The 20,655-nt window shown below is 63.0% G+C and carries 11 protein-coding genes and 3 rRNA genes; 8 read left to right on the plus strand and 6 right to left on the minus strand.

Translation table 11 applies throughout. From position 1 onward, the window contains the following. Positions 1–205 precede the first annotated feature (205 nt). The 3 genes from A5686_RS23435 to rrf all read left to right on the plus strand — a co-directional run bounded on the left by A5686_RS23435 (position 206) and on the right by rrf (position 5,333). Positions 206–1,736: ribosomal RNA gene (locus A5686_RS23435) — 16S ribosomal RNA — on the plus strand. 283 nt (positions 1,737–2,019) lie between these two features. Continuing rightward, positions 2,020–5,130 (plus strand): 23S ribosomal RNA (locus tag A5686_RS23440). 90 nt (positions 5,131–5,220) lie between these two features. Then, a 5S ribosomal RNA gene (rrf, locus tag A5686_RS23445) occupies positions 5,221–5,333 on the plus strand. Together the 16S, 23S and 5S rRNA genes form the textbook arrangement of a ribosomal RNA operon. 62 nt (positions 5,334–5,395) lie before the next feature. On the opposite strand, the gene A5686_RS23450 is transcribed toward rrf, so the two are convergent. The 3 genes from A5686_RS23450 to A5686_RS23460 form a co-directional block, all read right to left on the minus strand. Next, the gene (locus A5686_RS23450) at positions 5,396–5,899 is read right to left on the minus strand and encodes a methylated-DNA--[protein]-cysteine S-methyltransferase (RefSeq protein WP_067939275.1); all 504 of its coding nucleotides are present in this window, start codon (positions 5,897–5,899) and stop codon (positions 5,396–5,398) included. Continuing rightward, the gene (locus A5686_RS23455) at positions 5,896–7,383 is read right to left on the minus strand and encodes a DNA-3-methyladenine glycosylase 2 family protein (protein ID WP_067939278.1); all 1,488 of its coding nucleotides are present in this window, start codon (positions 7,381–7,383) and stop codon (positions 5,896–5,898) included. Before A5686_RS23455 ends, A5686_RS23450 begins: the two co-directional genes overlap by 4 nt. Before the next feature lie 322 nt (positions 7,384–7,705). Continuing rightward, a complete protein-coding gene (locus A5686_RS23460) occupies positions 7,706–9,316 on the minus strand; it encodes an adenylate/guanylate cyclase domain-containing protein (RefSeq protein ID WP_067939281.1) in 1,611 nt (536 codons plus the stop codon). A 45-nt stretch (positions 9,317–9,361) separates the two neighbouring features. On the opposite strand from A5686_RS23460, the gene nucS reads away from it, so the two are divergent. Further along, positions 9,362–10,033, plus strand: coding sequence for an endonuclease NucS (gene nucS / locus A5686_RS23465; protein WP_067939284.1), 672 nt, complete (start codon positions 9,362–9,364; stop codon positions 10,031–10,033). Between the two features lie 23 nt (positions 10,034–10,056). Further along, positions 10,057–10,356, plus strand: a complete 300-nt coding sequence (locus A5686_RS26960; RefSeq protein WP_082947764.1) for a hypothetical protein — start codon at positions 10,057–10,059, stop codon at positions 10,354–10,356. Positions 10,357–10,368: 12 nt separating this feature from the next. Here A5686_RS26960 and mce read toward each other — a convergent pair whose 3' ends face one another. Continuing rightward, positions 10,369–10,836, minus strand: a complete 468-nt coding sequence (gene mce, locus A5686_RS23470; RefSeq protein WP_082947765.1) for a methylmalonyl-CoA epimerase — start codon at positions 10,834–10,836, stop codon at positions 10,369–10,371. Positions 10,837–10,925: 89 nt separating this feature from the next. Here mce and A5686_RS23475 point away from each other — a divergent pair, with 89 nt between their 5' ends. After that, a complete protein-coding gene (locus tag A5686_RS23475) occupies positions 10,926–12,107 on the plus strand; it encodes an acetyl-CoA C-acetyltransferase (RefSeq protein ID WP_067939290.1) in 1,182 nt (393 codons plus the stop codon). 171 nt (positions 12,108–12,278) lie between these two features. Next, entirely contained in the window at positions 12,279–13,196 is a 918-nt protein-coding gene (locus tag A5686_RS23480) for a co-chaperone YbbN (RefSeq protein ID WP_067939293.1), read from the plus strand. A gap of 7 nt (positions 13,197–13,203) precedes the next feature. Here the strand turns inward: A5686_RS23480 and glgB are convergent, their stop codons facing one another. Together glgB and A5686_RS23490 are read right to left on the minus strand one after the other, a co-directional pair. Beyond that, a complete protein-coding gene (glgB, locus tag A5686_RS23485; protein ID WP_067939294.1) occupies positions 13,204–15,399 on the minus strand; it encodes a 1,4-alpha-glucan branching protein GlgB in 2,196 nt (731 codons plus the stop codon). 23 nt (positions 15,400–15,422) lie between these two features. Further along, complete coding sequence (locus tag A5686_RS23490; protein WP_231986463.1) at positions 15,423–17,516, minus strand: alpha-1,4-glucan--maltose-1-phosphate maltosyltransferase; 2,094 nt, start codon at positions 17,514–17,516, stop codon at positions 15,423–15,425. A gap of 224 nt (positions 17,517–17,740) precedes the next feature. Here A5686_RS23490 and glgP point away from each other — a divergent pair, with 224 nt between their 5' ends. Continuing rightward, positions 17,741–20,374, plus strand: a complete 2,634-nt coding sequence (gene glgP / locus A5686_RS23495) for an alpha-glucan family phosphorylase (protein WP_067939297.1) — start codon at positions 17,741–17,743, stop codon at positions 20,372–20,374. Positions 20,375–20,655: the final 281 nt, after the last annotated feature.

The following is a 20,655-nucleotide window of genomic DNA, read 5'->3' on the forward strand; positions in this document are numbered from 1 at the left end:
ATTAAGCTGGCAGGGTTGCCCCAAAACGGGCGAAACAAGTGTTGTTTGAGAACTCAATAGTGTGTTTGGTCTTTTTATTTTGTTGTTGTTTTTTTGGCCATACCTAAACACTCCCCGTGTGTCGGTATGGCCGTATTTGATGCCAGTTTTTGGCGTCTTGTCAGGTATCTCTGATTTGAATTCACCTCGTTCTGCGAGGAGTTTTTGTTTGGAGAGTTTGATCCTGGCTCAGGACGAACGCTGGCGGCGTGCTTAACACATGCAAGTCGAACGGAAAGGCCTCTTCGGAGGTACTCGAGTGGCGAACGGGTGAGTAACACGTGGGCAATCTGCCCTGCACTTCGGGATAAGCCTGGGAAACTGGGTCTAATACCGAATAGGACCTTTAGACGCATGTCTTTTGGTGGAAAGCTTTTGCGGTGTGGGATGGGCCCGCGGCCTATCAGCTTGTTGGTGGGGTGATGGCCTACCAAGGCGACGACGGGTAGCCGGCCTGAGAGGGTGTCCGGCCACACTGGGACTGAGATACGGCCCAGACTCCTACGGGAGGCAGCAGTGGGGAATATTGCACAATGGGCGCAAGCCTGATGCAGCGACGCCGCGTGGGGGATGACGGCCTTCGGGTTGTAAACCTCTTTCACCATCGACGAAGGTTCGGGTTTTCTCGGATTGACGGTAGGTGGAGAAGAAGCACCGGCCAACTACGTGCCAGCAGCCGCGGTAATACGTAGGGTGCGAGCGTTGTCCGGAATTACTGGGCGTAAAGAGCTCGTAGGTGGTTTGTCGCGTTGTTCGTGAAATCTCACGGCTTAACTGTGAGCGTGCGGGCGATACGGGCAGACTAGAGTACTGCAGGGGAGACTGGAATTCCTGGTGTAGCGGTGGAATGCGCAGATATCAGGAGGAACACCGGTGGCGAAGGCGGGTCTCTGGGCAGTAACTGACGCTGAGGAGCGAAAGCGTGGGGAGCGAACAGGATTAGATACCCTGGTAGTCCACGCCGTAAACGGTGGGTACTAGGTGTGGGTTTCCTTCCTTGGGATCCGTGCCGTAGCTAACGCATTAAGTACCCCGCCTGGGGAGTACGGCCGCAAGGCTAAAACTCAAAGGAATTGACGGGGGCCCGCACAAGCGGCGGAGCATGTGGATTAATTCGATGCAACGCGAAGAACCTTACCTGGGTTTGACATGCACAGGACGCGTCTAGAGATAGGCGTTCCCTTGTGGCCTGTGTGCAGGTGGTGCATGGCTGTCGTCAGCTCGTGTCGTGAGATGTTGGGTTAAGTCCCGCAACGAGCGCAACCCTTGTCTCATGTTGCCAGCGGGTAATGCCGGGGACTCGTGAGAGACTGCCGGGGTCAACTCGGAGGAAGGTGGGGATGACGTCAAGTCATCATGCCCCTTATGTCCAGGGCTTCACACATGCTACAATGGCCGGTACAAAGGGCTGCGATGCCGTAAGGTTAAGCGAATCCTTTTAAAGCCGGTCTCAGTTCGGATTGGGGTCTGCAACTCGACCCCATGAAGTCGGAGTCGCTAGTAATCGCAGATCAGCAACGCTGCGGTGAATACGTTCCCGGGCCTTGTACACACCGCCCGTCACGTCATGAAAGTCGGTAACACCCGAAGCCAGTGGCCTAACCCTTGGGAGGGAGCTGTCGAAGGTGGGATCGGCGATTGGGACGAAGTCGTAACAAGGTAGCCGTACCGGAAGGTGCGGCTGGATCACCTCCTTTCTAAGGAGCACCACGAAAAGCACTCCAATTGGTGGGGTGCGAGCCGTGAGGGGTTTTCGTCTGTAGTGGACGAAAGCCGGGTGCACAACAGCAAATGATTGCCAGACACACTATTGGGCCCTGAGACAACACTCGGTCGATCCGTGTGGAGTCCCTCCATCTTGGTGGTGGGGTGTGGTGTTTGAGTATTGGATAGTGGTTGCGAGCATCTAGATGAACGCGTAGTCCTTCGTGGCTGACATGTTCATCGAAATGTGTAATTTCTTTTTTAACTCTTGTGTGTAAGTAAGTGTTTAAGGGCGCATGGTGGATGCCTTGGCATCGAGAGCCGATGAAGGACGTGGGAGGCTGCGATATGCCTCGGGGAGCTGTCAACCGAGCATTGATCCGAGGATTTCCGAATGGGGAAACCCAGCACGAGTGATGTCGTGTTACCCGTATCTGAATATATAGGGTGCGGGAGGTAACGCGGGGAAGTGAAACATCTCAGTACCCGTAGGAGAAGAAAACAATTGTGATTCCGTCAGTAGTGGCGAGCGAACGCGGAACAGGCTAAACCGCGCGCATGTATAACCGGGTAGGGGTTGTGCGCGCGGTGTTGTGGGAGTGATATGTCTCAGCTCTACCTGGCTGAGGGGTAGTCAGAAAGTGTCGTGGTTAGCAGAAATGGCCTGGGATGGTCTGCCGCAGACGGTGAGAGCCCGGTACGCGAAAACCCGTCACCTACCTTGTATCAGTTCCCGAGTAGCAGCGGGCCCGTGGAATCTGCTGTGAATCCGCCGGGACCACCCGGTAAGCCTAAATACTTCTCGATGACCGATAGCGGATTAGTACCGTGAGGGAATGGTGAAAAGTACCCCGGGAGGGGAGTGAAATAGTACCTGAAACCGTGTGCCTACAATCCGTCAAAGCCTCCTCGTGGGGTGATGGCGTGCCTTTTGAAGAATGAGCCTGCGAGTCAGGGACACGTCGCGAGGTTAACCCGTGCGGGGTAGCCGCAGCGAAAGCGAGTCTGAATAGGGCGCATCCCCTTTGGGGTGTAGTGGCGTGTTCTGGACCCGAAGCGGAGTGATCTACCCATGGCCAGGGTGAAGCGCGGGTAAGACCGCGTGGAGGCCCGAACCCACTTAGGTTGAAGACTGAGGGGATGAGCTGTGGGTAGGGGTGAAAGGCCAATCAAACTCCGTGATAGCTGGTTCTCCCCGAAATGCATTTAGGTGCAGCGTTACGTGGTTCACCACGGAGGTAGAGCTACTGGATGGCCGATGGGCCCTACTAGGTTACTGACGTCAGCCAAACTCCGAATGCCGTGGTGTAAAGCGTGGCAGTGAGACGGCGGGGGATAAGCTCCGTACGTCGAAAGGGAAACAGCCCAGATCGCCGGCTAAGGCCCCTAAGCGTGTGCTAAGTGGAAAAGGATGTGTAGTCGCAGAGACAACCAGGAGGTTGGCTTAGAAGCAGCCACCCTTGAAAGAGTGCGTAATAGCTCACTGGTCAAGTGATTATGCGCCGATAATGTAGCGGGGCTCAAGCACACCGCCGAAGCCGCGGCACATTCACGTCTACGTGGATGTGGGTAGGGGAGCGTCCCTCATTCAGCGAAGCCGCCGGGTGACCGGTGGTGGAGGGTGGGGGAGTGAGAATGCAGGCATGAGTAGCGATAAGGCAAGTGAGAACCTTGCCCGCCGTAAGACCAAGGGTTCCTGGGCCAGGCCAGTCCGCCCAGGGTGAGTCGGGACCTAAGGCGAGGCCGACAGGCGTAGTCGATGGACAACGGGTTGATATTCCCGTACCCGTGTATAGGCGTCCCTGATGAATCAGCGGTACTAACCACCCAAAACCGGATCGACCATTCCCCTTCGGGGGCATGGAGTTTCGGGGCTGCGTGGGACCTTCGCTGGTAGTAGTCAAGCGATGGGGTGACGCAGGAAGGCAGCCGTACCAGTCAGTGGTAATACTGGGGCAAGCCTGTAGGGAGAGCGATAGGCAAATCCGTCGCTCATTAATCCTGAGAGGTGATGCATAGCCGATTGAGGCGAATTCGGTGATCCTCTGCTGCCAAGAAAAGCCTCTAGCGAGCACATACACGGCCCGTACCCCAAACCAACACAGGTGGTCAGGTAGAGAATACCAAGGCGTACGAGATAACTATGGTTAAGGAACTCGGCAAAATGCCCCCGTAACTTCGGGAGAAGGGGGGCCGGAATACCGTGAACACCCTTGCGGTGGGAGCGGGATCCGGCCGCAGAAACCAGTGGGTAGCGACTGTTTACTAAAAACACAGGTCCGTGCGAAGTCGCAAGACGATGTATACGGACTGACGCCTGCCCGGTGCTGGAAGGTTAAGAGGACCCGTTAACCGTAAGGTGAAGCGGAGAATTTAAGCCCCAGTAAACGGCGGTGGTAACTATAACCATCCTAAGGTAGCGAAATTCCTTGTCGGGTAAGTTCCGACCTGCACGAATGGCGTAACGACTTCCCAACTGTCTCAACCATAGACTCGGCGAAATTGCACTACGAGTAAAGATGCTCGTTACGCGCGGCAGGACGAAAAGACCCCGGGACCTTCACTACAACTTGGTATTGGTGTTCGGTACGGTTTGTGTAGGATAGGTGGGAGACTGTGAAGTACAGACGCCAGTTTGTATGGAGTCGTTGTTGAAATACCACTCTGATCGTATTGGACACCTAACGTCGAACCGTATATCCGGTTCACGGACAGTGCCTGGTGGGTAGTTTAACTGGGGCGGTTGCCTCCTAAAATGTAACGGAGGCGCCCAAAGGTTCCCTCAACCTGGACGGCAATCAGGTGTTGAGTGTAAGTGCACAAGGGAGCTTGACTGCGAGACTTACAAGTCAAGCAGGGACGAAAGTCGGGACTAGTGATCCGGCACCTCTGAGTGGAAGGGGTGTCGCTCAACGGATAAAAGGTACCCCGGGGATAACAGGCTGATCTTCCCCAAGAGTCCATATCGACGGGATGGTTTGGCACCTCGATGTCGGCTCGTCGCATCCTGGGGCTGGAGCAGGTCCCAAGGGTTGGGCTGTTCGCCCATTAAAGCGGCACGCGAGCTGGGTTTAGAACGTCGTGAGACAGTTCGGTCTCTATCCGCCGCGCGCGTCAGAAACTTGAGGAAACCTGTCCCTAGTACGAGAGGACCGGGACGGACGAACCTCTGGTATACCAGTTGTCCCACCAGGGGCACGGCTGGATAGCCACGTTCGGACAGGATAACCGCTGAAAGCATCTAAGCGGGAAACCTTCTCCAAGATCAGGTTTCTCACCCTTTTAGAGGGATAAGGCCCCCCGCAGACTACGGGTTCGATAGGCCAGACCTGGAAGCCCAGTAATGGGTGCAGGGAACTGGCACTAACCGGCCGAAAACTTACCAACACACAATCGCAACCACACTCCAGTTCGACGGCTATTCGCCGCAGAACAACTTTGACGCCACACCCCCCACCAAACAAATTTAAATAGAGTTACGGCGGCCACAGCGACAGGGAAACGCCCGGTCCCATTCCGAACCCGGAAGCTAAGCCTGTCAGCGCCGATGATACTGCCCATACGGGTGGAAAAGTAGGACACCGCCGAACATACACAAAAACACCCCCGGCAACGGGGGTGTTTTTGCATCTGCAAATAAATGGCGGAATTTTCAATCGAATAGCGATAAATCCATCTGGGCCGTCGTGTGCCTGCGCTCCATATCGAGAAGCGTTCGTTTTCGGTCGAGTCCGCCGCCGTAGCCGGTAAGGCTGCCGTTGGCGCCGATGACCCGGTGGCACGGAACGACGATCGCGATCGGGTTGTGTCCATTGGCCAAACCCACCGCGCGTGCCGACCCGGTAGCTCCGATCTGATCGGCGATCTGTCCATAGGATCGCGTCTGCCCATACGGGATCGTCAGCAGCGCCTCCCATACCTTGCGCTGGAATTCGGAGCCGCGCAGGTCGAAGTCGAAGTCGAAGTCGGTGCGTTCGCCGGCGAAATACGCGCCGAGTTGCTCGACGGCCTCGCCGAACGCCCGCGGGTTCGGCGACCAGTCGGTGCGGTTCGGCTCGTAGGTCTGGTCGACCATGCGCAGATTCGTCAGCACCGAGCCGCGACCAGCAAGGGTCAGCAGTCCGATTGGGCTGTCGATGGTTCGGTACTCGATCATGCGACCTCCTGTGGCGGCCAACGGTTTACCGGATGTTCGAGAGTGGACCAAAGGTATTGGGTGGCATAGGAACGCCAGGGTCGCCACCGCGCACTGCGCGCGACGAGCGAGCGCTCGTCGGACGGCAGGCCCAGCTGTTTGGCGGCCATGCGCAGGCCCAGATCGCTGGCGGGAAACGCGTCAGGATCGCCCAGGCCGCGCATTGCGATCACTTCCGCGGTCCATGGGCCGACCCCTGGCAAGCCGAGCAATTGCCTTCGGGCGCTTTCCCAGTCGCAGCCGGCGCTCAACACGACAGTTCCGGCGGCGAGGCCGCCGACCAGAGCACTCAGTGTCCGCTGCCGGGCCTTGGGCACGGCCAAATGGATGGGGTCGATGTCCGCGAGCTGCTCAACGGCGGGGAAGGTGTGGGTCAACGTTCCGTCGGGATCGTTGATCGGCTGCCCGTAGGCGGCGACCAGGCGCCCCGCATGGGTGCTCGCCGCCTTGGTGGACACCTGCTGGCCCAGCACCGCGCGCACCGCCAGTTCGGCTTCGTCAACCGTGCGCGGGATCCGTTGCCCCGGCGCCTTGGCTAAGACGGCGCAGAACTCCGCGTCGTCGCTCAGCGCTTCGTCCACCGCCTCCGGGTCGGCATCGAGGTCCAGCAGCCGTCGGCAACGCGCGATAGCGGTTGTCAGATCACGAAAATCGTCGAGCACGAGCACGCACCGGACATGATCCACGGCGGGGGTCAGGGTGACGATTGCGTTGCCGAACGGAAGGCGCAGACTGCGACGGTAGGCGCCGTCGCGGACTTCCTCGCAACCGGGCACCGTGCTTGCGGCCAGATGACCGAAGACGCCGGCGAAGGCGAAGGGTGTGCGTACCGGGAGCCGAAGGCACACGGGGCCGGGGGAATTCGAGGTCAAGCCGGGGGGTGTCGTCGCGCGCTGGCGCAGCGCGCGCGGTGTGCTCTCGAAGACGGAGCGCACGGTGTCGTTGAACTGACGGATGCTGGAAAAACCGGCGGCGAAGGCGACATCGCCGAATGGCAGGTCCGTGGTTTCGATGAGCACTCGGGCGGTCTGCGCACGTTGCGCGCGGGCCAGCGCGAGTGGGCCGGCCCCAACCTCAGCCTGTAACAGGCGCTCCAGCTGTCTGGCGGTGTAACCGAGGTGGGCGGCCAGGCCGCCGACACCTTCGCGGTCCACCGTCCCGTCGGCGATCAGGCGCATCGTCCGCGCCACGACATCACCGCGCACATTCCACTCCGGAGAGCCTGGGGACGCGTCGGGGCGGCAGCGCTTGCATGCTCGAAAGCCCGCTCGCTGCGCGGCCGCTGCCGTCGGGTAAAACCGCACGTTACGCGCGAACGGCGGCCGCACGGGGCAGCTGGGCCGGCAATAGATGCGGGTGGTCAGCACCGCGGTGACGAACCATCCGTCGAACCGGGCGTCCTTGGACTGGACGGCGCGGTAACAACGTTCGAAATCGCTGTGCACGGTTCCAGACTTACACCCGTCCACCGACAAAACTAGCGGAAAAGCGACATCGTCGTGACGGCCGGTTTGGGACCTGACTATTACCAGACAGCGGTCTGAGCCCGGATCACCAACGAATGCGCGTAGCCAAGAAGACACGTACCCGCTCAGGTGCCGACCGGGATCGCCCACCTGGCGCACGCAGTGGCGGGCCCGCAATACCGGACTGGGCGAACCGCCCGGCCTTGTCCGCGGGACCGCTCACCGACATTGCAAGTACGTGAAACTTTCGATCAGACGTTATGCAATTGTCGCCGCGCCCATTCAACTCGAAACCAATCATTCACCGGTCGACCGGCGACGCCAGCTGAGTGGGACGCTCATACCCGCGCAGGGTGACGGTGTCGCCCAAAGACCAACGGGCTCGCTCGTTTTCGCTCGCATGCTCGACGGCGTCCGCCGTCGCGAGAAGCGGCGTCGAGTGCGACTTGGCAAGCTCGCACAGGCGGGCCGCCTCGTTGACCGGCTCACCGATCACGGTGTATTCGAAACGCTCCCTGGCGCCGACGTTTCCGGCAACGGCACGACCCGCAGCGACACCGATGCCAGCCGAGAGCTCAGACATTTCATTGGCCAGTCGCTCGGTGATGCGGCGCGCGGCAGCGAGTGCCGCGTCCTCCGGGTTGTCGAGGTGGTTCGGTGCTCCGAAGATCGCCAGCGACGCATCGCCTTCGAACTTGTTGACCAGCCCGCGATGTCGATCCACTTCTTCGACGACGATGGCGAAAAATTGGTTCAGTACACTGACGACTTCGGCCGGTGGCCTGTTCGTCACCAACTGCGTGGAACCGACGATATCGATGAAGACCACGGCGACGTGGCGCTCTTCGCCACCCAGCTTCGGCCGCTCGCGCTCGGCGGCCAGGGCGACTTCGCGGCCCACGTGCCGGCCGAAAAGGTCACGCACGCGTTCCCGTTCGCGCAAACCATCGACCATCGCGTTGAAACCGCGCTGCAACTCACCGAGTTCGGTTCCGTCGAACACGACCAGATCGCCGCGGAGGTTTCCCTGCTCGACGCGTCGCAGCGCCGCCATGACTACGCGCACCGGTGTCGCCGTCAGCCAGGCCAGGATCCACATCAAGACGCATCCGAAGATCAGCGTCGCAAACGACACCATCAGCACCGCGACCGCGAACTCGGTCTCGGTCAAGTTTCGCATCAGAATTTGGAATGTGGTCAGCACGATAATGCCGATGACCGGCACACCCGACCCGAGGAACCACACCGTCATGGTCCGGCCCATGATGCCGGCCGTCAGTCGCCGTGGCGGTGGCCCCGCCTCGAGCGCCTGGGCCGCCACCGGCCGCAGCGCGAACTCAGCGAGCAGATAGCTCCCGGTGGCCACCAGAATGCCGCAGAAGCCCACCCCAACGAGGAACCGCGGGATAAACAAGGTGTTGACCAGGCCGTAGAGGACCGTCAGCACTACCGCCCCGACGCCCCACAGAATGAGGTCGACCAGCGCGATTCGCCACGGGGCGACGAACGTGTTGCGCTCGTCCTCAGGGGTCGGCGGGCGCTCCTCGATCGCCCACCGCAATACGAGCACGGTCCGGCGAGTGATCCAGTAGACACCCACGGTCAGTGCGAGTGCGATATAGGCCGGCGCGGCGCCGAAGGTGACCCACCAGGGCGCGTCGTGGAACACGCTCGGTGCGGGGATGGCGACCGTCACCAACAGCAGCGCGGCGCCGATGCCGATCAGGTTTGCGCCCAGCACCAGCACGGTCAGGATGACCTGAATGCGGATGCGTCGGCGTTGTTGGCTCTCCGAGACCCGCCCGAGTAGGAACGACCCGTACGCCGGGGTTTCCGGCAGGCGGCCGCTCTGACGGGTGACTCTCTCAAGCACCCTGCCCAGGCGTTTTGCGATGGTCTGGTTGGCCAACATCGTGGCGTCAGCCTATGTCGTCGGCGAGCCTTTAAGGTGAGTCGGGTGCGTCTAGTGATCGCCCAATGCACCGTTGACTATGTCGGCAGGCTCACCGCCCACCTGCCATCCGCCCGCAGGTTGCTGTTGTTCAAGGCCGACGGGTCGGTCAGTGTGCACGCCGACGACCGCGCCTACAAGCCGCTGAACTGGATGAGCCCGCCGTGCTGGCTGACCGAAGAAACCGGTGATCAGGCCCCGGTGTGGGTGGTTGAGAACAAGGCCGGGGAACAATTGCGCATCACGGTCGAGGAGATCGAACACGACTCCAGCCACGAGCTGGGCGTCGACCCCGGGTTGGTGAAGGACGGCGTCGAGGCGCACTTGCAGGCGCTGCTCGCCGAGCACGTGCAACTGTTGGGCGAGGGCTACACGCTGGTTCGCCGCGAGTACATGACGGCCATCGGCCCGGTCGATCTGCTGTGCCGTGACGAACGAGGCGGCTCGGTGGCGGTGGAGATCAAGCGCCGCGGCGAGATCGACGGTGTTGAGCAGCTCACCCGCTACCTGGACCTGCTCAACCGCGACAGCGTGCTCGCACCGGTAAAAGGGGTGTTTGCCGCTCAGCAGATCAAGCCGCAGGCCCGCACATTGGCGACCGATCGCGGGATCCGCTGTCTGACACTGGATTACGACAAGATGCGCGGCATGGATAGCGACGAGTACCGGCTGTTCTGAGATGTCGCCACTAGACTGAACCCATGGCTCGCCGTCGTACCCCGCCACGCCGGCCGTTGGCGCCGTCGGCCCCGCGCCGGGTGGAACCCGGCCCCGACGGCCACGAGTACGAAGTCCGTCCCGTCCCGGCGGCCCGTGCGGTCAAAACCTATAGGTGCCCCGGCTGCGATCACGAAATACGCTCCGGCTCAGCACATCTGGTGGTATGGCCGATCGATTCGACGGTGGGGGGTGGCTCGGGTCAAGTCGAGGACCGCCGGCATTGGCACACGCCATGCTGGACGCACCGCGCTACCCGCGGTCCGACCAGGAGGTGGTCGTGAGGGTCGGGAGTGTCAGGCCGCCGGTTCGACGAGCTCGATCAGCACCCCACCGCCGTCCTTGGGGTGGATGAAGTTCATCCGGGAGTTTGCCGTGCCGCGTCGGGGCGCATCGTAGATCAGGCGCACGCCTTGCTCACGGAGCTGGTCGGACAGGGCGTCGAGGTCACTGACTCGAACGGCCATCTGCTGGATGCCCGGACCGCGCTTGTCGATAAACTTCGCGATCGTCGAGGACTCGTCAAGGGGGGCCATCAACTGGATCTGCGCGGTGCCCGCCGGGGCGCCGCGCACAGCCAGCATGGCTTCGCGGATTCCCTGCTCCTCGTTGACTTCCTCGTGCACCAGGATCATGCCGAGGGTGTCGTGGTACCAGGTGATGGCGGCGTCCAGGTCGGCGACTGCGATGCCGACGTGATCGATCGCCGTCACCAGGGAGGTGGCCAGGATCTGACGGGCGTCAACTTGATCGGTCGTCATCACATAACGGTAACCTGGCGGCAAAGATTGCGCTTCTCCGGGATGCTGAAACGGCCATCGAGGGAGCGCCCAGCAGGCCTTAGGAGATAGTCATGACAACGTCGGTGATCGTTGCTGGAGCGCGGACACCCATCGGCAAGTTGATGGGTTCGCTGAAGGACTTCTCCGCCAGCGATCTGGGGGCCATCGCGATCGCCGCCGCCCTGGAGAAAGCCAATGTTCCGGCCTCCGCGGTCGACTACGTGATCCTGGGCCAGGTGCTGACCGCCGGGGCCGGTCAGATGCCGGCACGCCAGGCGGCCGTGGCGGCCGGCATCGGCTGGGATGTTCCAGCCCTGACCATCAACAAGATGTGTCTGTCCGGTATTGACTCCATCGCACTGGCTGACCAGCTCATACGCGCCGGCGAGTTCGACGTGGTGGTGGCCGGCGGCCAGGAGTCCATGACCAAGGCACCACACCTGCTGATGGACAGCCGTTCGGGCTACAAGTACGGCGACGTGACGGTGCTCGACCACATGGCCTACGACGGGCTGCACGACGTGTTCACCGACCAGCCGATGGGCGCGCTCACCGAGCAGCGCAACGACGCGGACAAATTCACCCGGCAGGAGCAGGACGAGTTCGCTGCGCGGTCCCACCAGAAGGCGGCCGCTGCATGGAAGGACGGCGTCTTCACCGACGAAGTGGTGCCCGTCAACATTCCGCAGCGCAAAGGTGATCCGCTGCAGTTCACCGAGGACGAGGGGATCCGCGCCAACACCACCGCCGAGTCGCTGGCCGGCCTCAAGCCGGCATTTCGCCGCGACGGCACCATCACCGCCGGTTCGGCCTCCCAGATCTCCGACGGCGCGGCGGCGGTGGTGGTGATGAGCAAGGCCAAGGCTCAGGAACTGGGGCTGACCTGGCTGGCCGAGATCGGCGCGCACGGCGTGGTGGCCGGACCGGATTCCACGTTGCAGTCGCAACCGGCCAACGCGATCAAGAAGGCGATCAGCCGAGAGGGCATCTCGGTCGACCAGCTCGATGTCATCGAGATCAACGAGGCGTTTTCCGCGGTGGCGCTGGCATCGACCCGTGAACTGGGCGTGAATCCCGACCTGGTCAACGTCAATGGCGGCGCGATCGCTGTGGGGCATCCAATCGGGATGTCCGGAGCACGGATCACGCTGCACGCCGCCCTGGAGTTGTCACGACGCGGCTCTGGATACGCTGTCGCGGCGCTGTGCGGGGCCGGCGGGCAGGGCGACGCCCTGATCCTGCGCGCGGGTTAGCCGGCTGTCGCCGACGTTGCTGGCGCGGCCCGCCGATGACCAATTGTGATCTTCGTCATATCTGCCGATCACGACCCTGCTGCGGGGGCATTTGCGCCCCTGTCGGGGGCTGCCGGACAGCGGTCGTGACCGGGTGGATGGGTAGCCCGGGCACATGACAAACTTGACGGTGTGACGCGTCCGCGACCCTCTATCGGCCCCGCCCTGGCTGGTGCGGTCGACCTCTCCGGTCTCAAGCAACGGCCCCAGCCGGCGGGCGATCCTGCCGCCGGGTCCGCGCCGTCGTCCGCTGGGGGTGACCGCGGAATCATCGCCGTCACCGAGGCTAACTTCGAGGCCGAGGTGCTGCTTCGGTCGGAAGAAGTACCAGTCGTTGTGTTGCTGTGGTCGCCGCGCAGCGACGCGTGCGTCCAGCTGCTCGACACGTTCGCCGGCTTGGCCGCGCAGGACGACGGCAAGTGGTCGTTGACGACGGTCAACGTCGATGTCGCGCCCCGGGTCGCGCAGATATTCGGTGTCGACGCGGTCCCGACCGTCGTGGCGCTGGCCGCCGGTCAGCCGATCTCGAGTTTCCAGGGAATGCAGCCGCCCGAGCAGCTGCGCGGCTGGTTGGACCAGATTCTCTCGGCGACCGCCGGAAAGCTCAAGGGCTCAACGGGTTCCGGTGAGGCGGAGGCCGTCGATCCCGAGCTGGCCGCGGCGCGCCAACAGCTGGAGGACGGCGACTTCGACGCGGCCAAGGCGTCGTATCAGTCGATTTTGGACGCCAACCCGGCCAACACCGAAGCCAAGGGCGCGATCCGGCAGATCGAATTCCTCACGCGCGCAACCGCGCAACGCCCGGATGCCGTCGCCGTCGCCGATGCCGCGCCCGGCGACATCCAAGCCGCCCTCGCTGCGGCCGACGTGCAGATCCTCAATCAGGATGTCGGAGCCGCATTCGACCGTCTGATCGCCTTGGTGCGCAGCACATCCGGGGACGATCGCACCCTGGTGCGTACCCGGCTGGTCGAGCTGTTCGAACTCTTCGACCCCGCTGATCCCGAGGTTGTCGTCGGACGGCGTAATCTCGCCAACGCGCTGTACTGAAGCGGCCTTACTCGGGTTCCAGCCACAGCGCCGACGTGGGTGGCAGCACCAACAGTGCAGAGGCCGGCCGGCCATGCCACGGGTCTTCGGTGGCGTCGACGCCGCCCATATTGCCGATCCCCGTACCGTTATAGGCCGTTGCGTCGGTGTTGAGCACCTCGCGCCAGCGACCGGCCGACGGTAGACCCAATCGATACCCGCTGTGCTCGGTGCCCGCGAAGTTGAAGACGCACGCCATTACCGAGCCGTCTGTGCCGTACCGCAAAAAACTCAATACGTTGTTGCCCGAGTCGTTGGCGTCGATCCAGGAGTAGCCGTCGGGCACGGTGTCCTGGCTCCACAGCGCCGGGTGACCGCGATAGATGTCGTTGAGGTCGTGGACCAGGCGCAGGACCCCGTTGGAGAACCCTTGCTCGTCGAGCTGCCACCAATCCAGGCCGCGCTCTTCAGACCATTCGGCGCGCTGCCCGAATTCCTGTCCCATGAACAGCAACTGTTTGCCCGGGTGCGCCCACTGGTAGGCGAGCAGGCTGCGCAGCCCGGCCGCCTTGACGTGGTTGTTGCCCGGCATCCGGCCCCACAGCGTGCCCTTGCCGTGGACCACTTCGTCATGACTGATCGGAAGCACATAGTTCTCGCTGAACGCGTACAGCATCGAGAACGTCATCTCGTGATGGTGGAAGCTGCGATAGATCGGGTCGCGGCTGATGTAATCGAGCGTGTCATGCATCCAGCCCATGTTCCACTTCATCGAAAAGCCCAGGCCGCCAAGGTTGGTCGGCCGCGTCACCCCGGGCCATGAGGTTGACTCTTCGGCGATGGTGACGATGCCCGGGGCGGTTTTGTGCACCGTGGCGTTCATTTCCTGCAGGAACTGTACGGCCTCCAAATTCTCCCGGCCCCCGTAGATGTTGGGGGTCCAGCCGCCTTCGGGACGTGAGTAGTCGAGGTAGAGCATCGAAGCGACCGCGTCCACGCGTAGACCGTCGATGTGGAATTCTTCGAGCCAGAACAGCGCGTTGGCCACCAGGAAGTTCCGGACCTCCCGACGACCGAAGTCGAATACGTATGTGCCCCAATCGAGTTGCTCGCCACGCTGCGGGTCGGAATGCTCGTAGAGCGGCGTGCCGTCGAAGCGCGCCAGCGCCCAGGCGTCCTTGGGGAAATGCGCCGGCACCCAATCCACCAGCACGCCGATACCGGCCTGGTGCAAGGCGTCGACCAGGGCCCGGAACTCGTCCGGTGTCCCGAAGCGGGACGTCGGCGCGTAGTACGACGTCACCTGGTAGCCCCACGATCCGGCGAAGGGGTGCTCGGCGACCGGCAGCAGCTCGACGTGGGTGAAACCGTGCTCCACCACGTAATCGGTTAGCTCGCGGGCCAACTGCCGATAGTTGAGTCCCGGACGCCACGAACCCAGATGGACCTCGTAGGTGCTCATCGGCTCGAACACCGGGTTGCGCTGCGCGCGCTCGGTCATCCAGTCGGCGTCATCCCACGTGTAGTTGCTGCGCGTAACCCGGGAGGCGGTGTGGGGCGGCACCTCGGTGGCGAACGCCATCGGGTCGGCTCGGTCGGTCACGACGCCGTCGGCGCCGTGCACGCGGAACTTGTAGAGCCCGTCGAGGGAGAACCCGGGCCAGAACAACTCCCAGACGCCCGAGGACCCCAGCACCCGCATCGGAGCTTCATCGCCGGTCCAGCCGTTGAACTCACCGATCAGATTGACGCCCTTGGCGTTGGGCGCCCACACCGCAAACGACACCCCGGTGACGACGCCGTCGGCCGTGGTGAACGAGCGAGGATGTGCGCCGAGGACTTCCCACAGCCGCTCATGGCGTCCCTCGCCGAACAGGTGAAGGTCGACCTCACCCAACGTCGGCAGGAAGCGGTATGCGTCGGCGGCGACGTACGGCTGGGCACCTTCGTAGGTGATCTGTAGCCGATAGTCGATCAAGTTGACGAATGGCAACACCACGGCGAAAAGGCCGGATTCGATGTGCTGCATGGGAAATCGATCGTGGCCAACCAGCGCGACGACTTCGGCCGCATGCGGCCGGTACGCACGAATGATGGTGTGATTGCCGTATTCGTGGGCGCCCAGAATGCTGTGCGGGTTGTGGTGTGTGCCAGCCACCAGGCGCGACAGGTCGGCCGGATCGGGCGCCAAGTGTGTCCGAGCGAGTTGATCGGCTTGGCTCATGTCCCTTTCACCTCCGGTCCGTTTCATCGCCTTCGTAGCAGTGTCATCCGTGAGTCATGCGGCACGAGCGGCATGTTGATGATGTGCGCGACCGCCTGCCCCGGATCGATGCGGACGTAATTGGCCTGACCCCATTGGAATTCCTGGCCGGTGATCTCGTCGCGCACCCAAAAACGCTCGTAGGGCTCCATACCCAAAGCTGCCATGTCTAAAAACAGCGTCGCTTCCTCGGCGCCGTAGGCATTGAGCGTCACAACCACCAACACACAGTCGCCGGTCGACGGGTCGAACTTCGAGTAGGCGAGCAGCGCATCGTTGTCCACACTGTGGAAGTGGATCGTGCGCAATTGCTGCAACGCGGGATGCACTCGGCGAATTGCGTTGAGCTGCGTGATGAATGGCTCGAGTGATCGTCCTTCGGCGAGGGCGGCCGCGAAATCGCGGGGCCGTAACTCGTATTTCTCGGAATTCAGGTACTCCTCGCTGCCCTCCCGCACCGCGCGGTGCTCGAACAGCTCGTAGCCCGAATACACTCCCCACGCGGGTCCCATGGTCGCTGCCAGCACCGCACGGATGGCGAACATTCCAGGCCCGTTGTGCTGCAAGATGGCGTGCAGGATGTCGGGGGTGTTGACGAACAGATTGGGCCGACGGAAGTCGGCGAGCTTGGCGATGTCGTTGCCAAACTCGGTCAGCTCCCACTTCGCCGTGCGCCAGGTGAAGTAGGTGTAGGACTGGGTGAAACCCAGCTTCGCCAGACCGTACTGCCGAGCAGGTGGCGTGAACGCCTCGGACAAGAACAGCACGTCGGGATCGGCGGCCTTGACCGTCGCTATCAGCCAGGCCCAGAAATCCGGTGGCTTGGTGTGCGGGTTATCGACGCGAAAGAATTTGACGCCGTGGTCGATCCAGTGCCGGACCACGCGCAACACCTCGTCATAAAGGCCGGCTGGGTCGTTGTCGAAATTGATCGGATAGATGTCCTGATATTTCTTCGGCGGGTTTTCCGCGTAAGCGATGGTGCCGTCGGGCAGTTCGGTGAACCAATCGCGGTGGTCACGCGCCCAGGGATGGTCCGGAGCGCATTGCAGCGCCAGGTCCAGCGTTACCTCCATGCCCAGCTCGCGGGTCGCGGCGACGAAGGCGTCGAAGTCCTCGATGGTGCCCAGATCCGGATGGACGGCATCATGGCCGCCCTCGTCGCTGCCAATTGCCCACGGGGAGCCCACATCCCCGGGGGCGGCGGTCGGGGAATTGTTGCGGCCCTTGCGATGTACCTTGCCGATCGGATGGATCGGCGGCAGGTAGACGACGTCGAATCCCATCGCCGCGATGCGCGGAAGCTGGGCGGCGGCCGTCGCGAAGGTGCCGTGTACTGGGTTGCCCTCGGCGTCCCACCCGCCGGTCGAGCGGGGAAACATCTCATACCAGGAGCCGAACCGGGCCAGCGGCCGGTCCACCCAGACGGCGTGCTGTTCGCCGCGGGTGACCAGATCGCGCAGGGGGTAGTCCGCCAGAATTTCTTCGATCTCCGGCCCGAGCGCCAGCACGGTCCGGGTGATCGGGTCGCCGGGCTTGCGCAGCGCAGTGGCGGCGGCCAGCAGCGGCTCGCGCAGGGGGCGCGGCACGCCCGTCGCCGCACGCTCGAACAACCCGGCGCCGATCAACAGGTCGTTGCACAGTTCGGTCTCGCCCTGACCGGCGTCCAGTTTGGCGATCAGCCCGTGCCGCCACGAATGGATCGGGTCGCCCCACCCGTCGACCCGAAAGGTCCACAGCCCGACCTGGTCGGGGGTGAACTGACCGTGGAATACGTAGGGCTCGAGGCCCATCGTCATCGGCAGCGACAGGGGCTTGATCCGCTGCTGATTGACTTTGCCATCGCCTTCGGTCATCGGCTTCGCCGGCGCCTGAACCGCCTTGGCCCGGCGGGTCTCGGTTACCTGCGGATAGCTCGGCCCGAGGTAGCGCACGACCAGGGTGGCCGCGACGGCCTCATGGCCTTCTCGCCACACCGTAGCGCTGACCGGCACGACCTCGCCGACCACTGCTTTCGCGGGATACGCGCCGCAGGAAACGACCGGTTGGACGTCATCGATCTCGACACGACCCGGCACCACCACTCCGTTCCGATTGTGTGCGGCCAACCCCGCGATGTGCACCGTGCGGAATGCCGCTCGTCGGGAAACTTCCTGTCGTGGGGAAACATTCTGTGCGGGGAGGCATCGTTGCGACCCCGATAACTACCCGATACCCACCCTAGTCTTCGGTCACACACCGCCGACGGAAAGCGATCCTTCCCACCGTGCGCGGGCTGAGAACCTCAGTAAGGTATTAACGCGTGAAAGCCCTCCGCCGGTTTACCGTCCGTGCTCACCTTCCGCAGCGATTGACCGCGCTGGACCAGCTGTCGACCAACCTGCGATGGTCCTGGGACAAGCCCACCCAGGAGCTTTTCGCCACCATCGACCCGGGCCTGTGGGAGCGCTGCAGCAGTGATCCGGTGGCGTTGCTGGGCGCGGTCAGCCCGGCGCGGCTCGACGAGTTGGCGCTGGACGAAGCGTTCCTGGGCCAACTCGACGCGCTGACCGCCGATTTGAACGATTACCTGAGTCGCCCGCTGTGGTACCAGCAGCAGGGCGTCGAAATGCCGGCCGTGATCGCGTACTTCTCCATGGAGTTCGGCATCGCCGAGGTACTGCCCAACTACTCCGGTGGGTTGGGCATTCTCGCCGGCGACCACTTGAAGTCCGCGTCCGATCTGGGTGTGCCGCTGATAGCGGTGGGCCTCTACTACCGCTCGGGGTATTTCCGTCAGTCGTTGACGGCCGACGGCTGGCAGAACGAGACCTACCCCTCGTTGGACCCGCAAGGCCTCCCACTGCGGCTGCTGACCGATGCGACCGGCGAGCCTGCCCTGGTCGAGTTGATGCTGCCGGACTCAGCGCAGCTGCACGCCCGGATCTGGGTTGCGCAGGTGGGCAGGGTTCCATTGCTGTTGCTGGATTCCGATGTCCCCGAGAACGAGCACGATCTGCGTGGCGTCACCGATCGCCTTTACGGGGGTGACCAAGAACATCGGATGAGGCAGGAGATCCTGGCGGGCGTCGGCGGCGTGCGGGCGATTCGTGCCTTCACCGATATACACCGCCTGCCCGCGCCCGAGGTGTTCCACATGAACGAGGGCCACGCGGGTTTCCTCGGAGCGGAACGCATCCGCGAGCTGATGACCGGCTCCGGACTGGACTTCGACACCGCGCTGACGGTGGTGCGCTCCAGCACGGTGTTCACCACGCACACCCCGGTGCCCGCCGGCATCGACCGATTCCCCATCGAAATGGTGCAGCTGTACTTCGACGACCATACGGGCGACGAAGCCGAACCCGGGACATCGGATGCCTCACCCGTGCTGCTGCCGGGGGTGCCGACGGCTCGCATCCTGGCGCTCGGCGCCGAGGACGACCCCACCAAGTTCAACATGGCCCACATGGGTCTACGGCTGGCCCAGCGCGCCAATGGCGTCTCGTCGCTGCACGGACGGGTGAGCCGATCCATGTTCAACGAACTGTGGCCCGGCTTCGACCCGAGTGAGGTACCGATCGGCTCGATCACCAACGGTGTTCATGCGCGCACCTGGGCGGCGCCGCAGTGGCTGCAGCTGGGCCGTGAGCTGGCCGGGTCGGATTCGTTTGCCGATCCGGGAGTTTGGCTGCGTCTCAAGCAGGTCGATGCGGGTCATCTGTGGTGGATCCGCTCGCAGCTGAGGTCCCTGCTGGTCGACGACGTCCGGCAGCGGCTGCGTCGCTCATGGCTGGAACGCGGTGCCTCCGAAGCCGAATTGGGTTGGATAGCAACAGCATTCGATCCAGAGGTGTTGACCATCGGGTTCGCACGGCGGGTGCCGACGTACAAGCGGCTGACGCTGATGCTGCGTGATCCGCAACGGCTGGAACGGCTGCTGCTCGACCAGGAGCGGCCCATTCAGCTGATCGTCGCGGGCAAGTCGCACCCGGCCGACGACGGCGGCAAGGCGCTGATCCAACAGGTGGTGCGCTTTGCCGACCGGCCCGAGGTGCGCCACCGCATCGCATTTCTGCCCGACTACGACATGTCCATGGCGCGCCTGCTGTATTGGGGCTGCGACGTCTGGCTGAACAATCCACTGCGGCCGTTGGAGGCTTGCGGCACTTCGGGAATGAAGAGCGCTCTCAACGGCGGGCTGAACCTGTCCATCCGCGATGGGTGGTGGGACGAGTGGTACGACGGCGAAAACGGTTGGGCGATACCGTCTGCCGACGGTATCGCCGACGAGAACCGGCGCGACGACCTGGAGTCCAGTGGGCTCTACACACTGCTGGAAGAAGCCGTCGCACCGAAGTTCTACGAGCGTGATGAACACGGCGTGCCGCCGCGCTGGATCGAGATGGTGCGCCACACCGTGCAGACACTGGGACCAAAGGTGTTGGCGTCGCGGATGGTGCGCGACTACGTCGAGCAGTACTACACACCGGCCGCCCAGTCGCTGCGCAAGACGATCGCACCCGTCGAGGCCACCGAAGACGCGGCCAGCGGCGGCGAGTTCGGCGCGGCCCGTGCGCTGGCCGCCTACCGCCGGCGCGCCCAGGAGGCCTGGCCCAAGATCGTCATCACCGACGTCGACAGCACCGGCCTGCCGGACAGTCCGGTGCTTGGCTCGAAGCTGACCCTGACCGCCACCGTGCAACTGGCCGGCCTGGCGACCGACGAGGTCACGGTCCAGGCGCTGCTGGGCCGGGTCGACGCCAGCGATGCGCTGCTGGACCCGATCACCGTCGAGATGTCCTACACGGGCACCGCCGAGGGCGGCAACCAGGTCTTTTCGACGACGACCCCGCTGCCGCTGGCGGGATCGGTCGGCTACACCGTGCGCGTGCTGCCGCACAATCCGATGCTGGCCGCCAGCAACGAGCTCGGTCTGGTGACGCTGGCGCGCTAGCCGGCGCCCACAAAGAGTGAATCCAGCTCGCGCTCAACAAGATTCGACCGACGCAGGTTTACCCCCAGCTCGGGGCGAACCGGTCTGTCGTATGTCCAATCCTCATTATTAAAAAAGCCCCACTCCACCGTGCTTTTTGGGCAACAATTGCACATCGGCGCAATAGCCTCACTGAGCGGAGATGCGTCATGGCGAACAAAACCGCTGCTCATTCCGCCACTCGCGGGAATCAGACCGGCGCTCACGCGATGCCCGGGGATACCGGAGCGGTCGCTAAATTC

The sequence above is a fragment of the Mycobacterium sp. E2479 genome, assembly GCF_001667925.1.
GTDB lineage: Bacteria > Actinomycetota > Actinomycetes > Mycobacteriales > Mycobacteriaceae > Mycobacterium.

Excerpts from the sequence above, each read along its gene's own strand:
- A5686_RS23450 (WP_067939275.1), bottom strand. The coding sequence starts at position 5,899 with ATGATCGAGTACCGAACCATCGACAGCCCAATCGGACTGCTGACCCTT.
- A5686_RS23460 (WP_067939281.1), bottom strand. The coding sequence starts at position 9,316 with ATGTTGGCCAACCAGACCATCGCAAAACGCCTGGGCAGGGTGCTTGAG.
- A5686_RS26960 (WP_082947764.1), top strand. The coding sequence starts at position 10,057 with ATGGCTCGCCGTCGTACCCCGCCACGCCGGCCGTTGGCGCCGTCGGCC.
- A5686_RS23475 (WP_067939290.1), top strand. The coding sequence starts at position 10,926 with ATGACAACGTCGGTGATCGTTGCTGGAGCGCGGACACCCATCGGCAAG.
- glgB (WP_067939294.1), bottom strand. The coding sequence starts at position 15,399 with ATGAGCCAAGCCGATCAACTCGCTCGGACACACTTGGCGCCCGATCCG.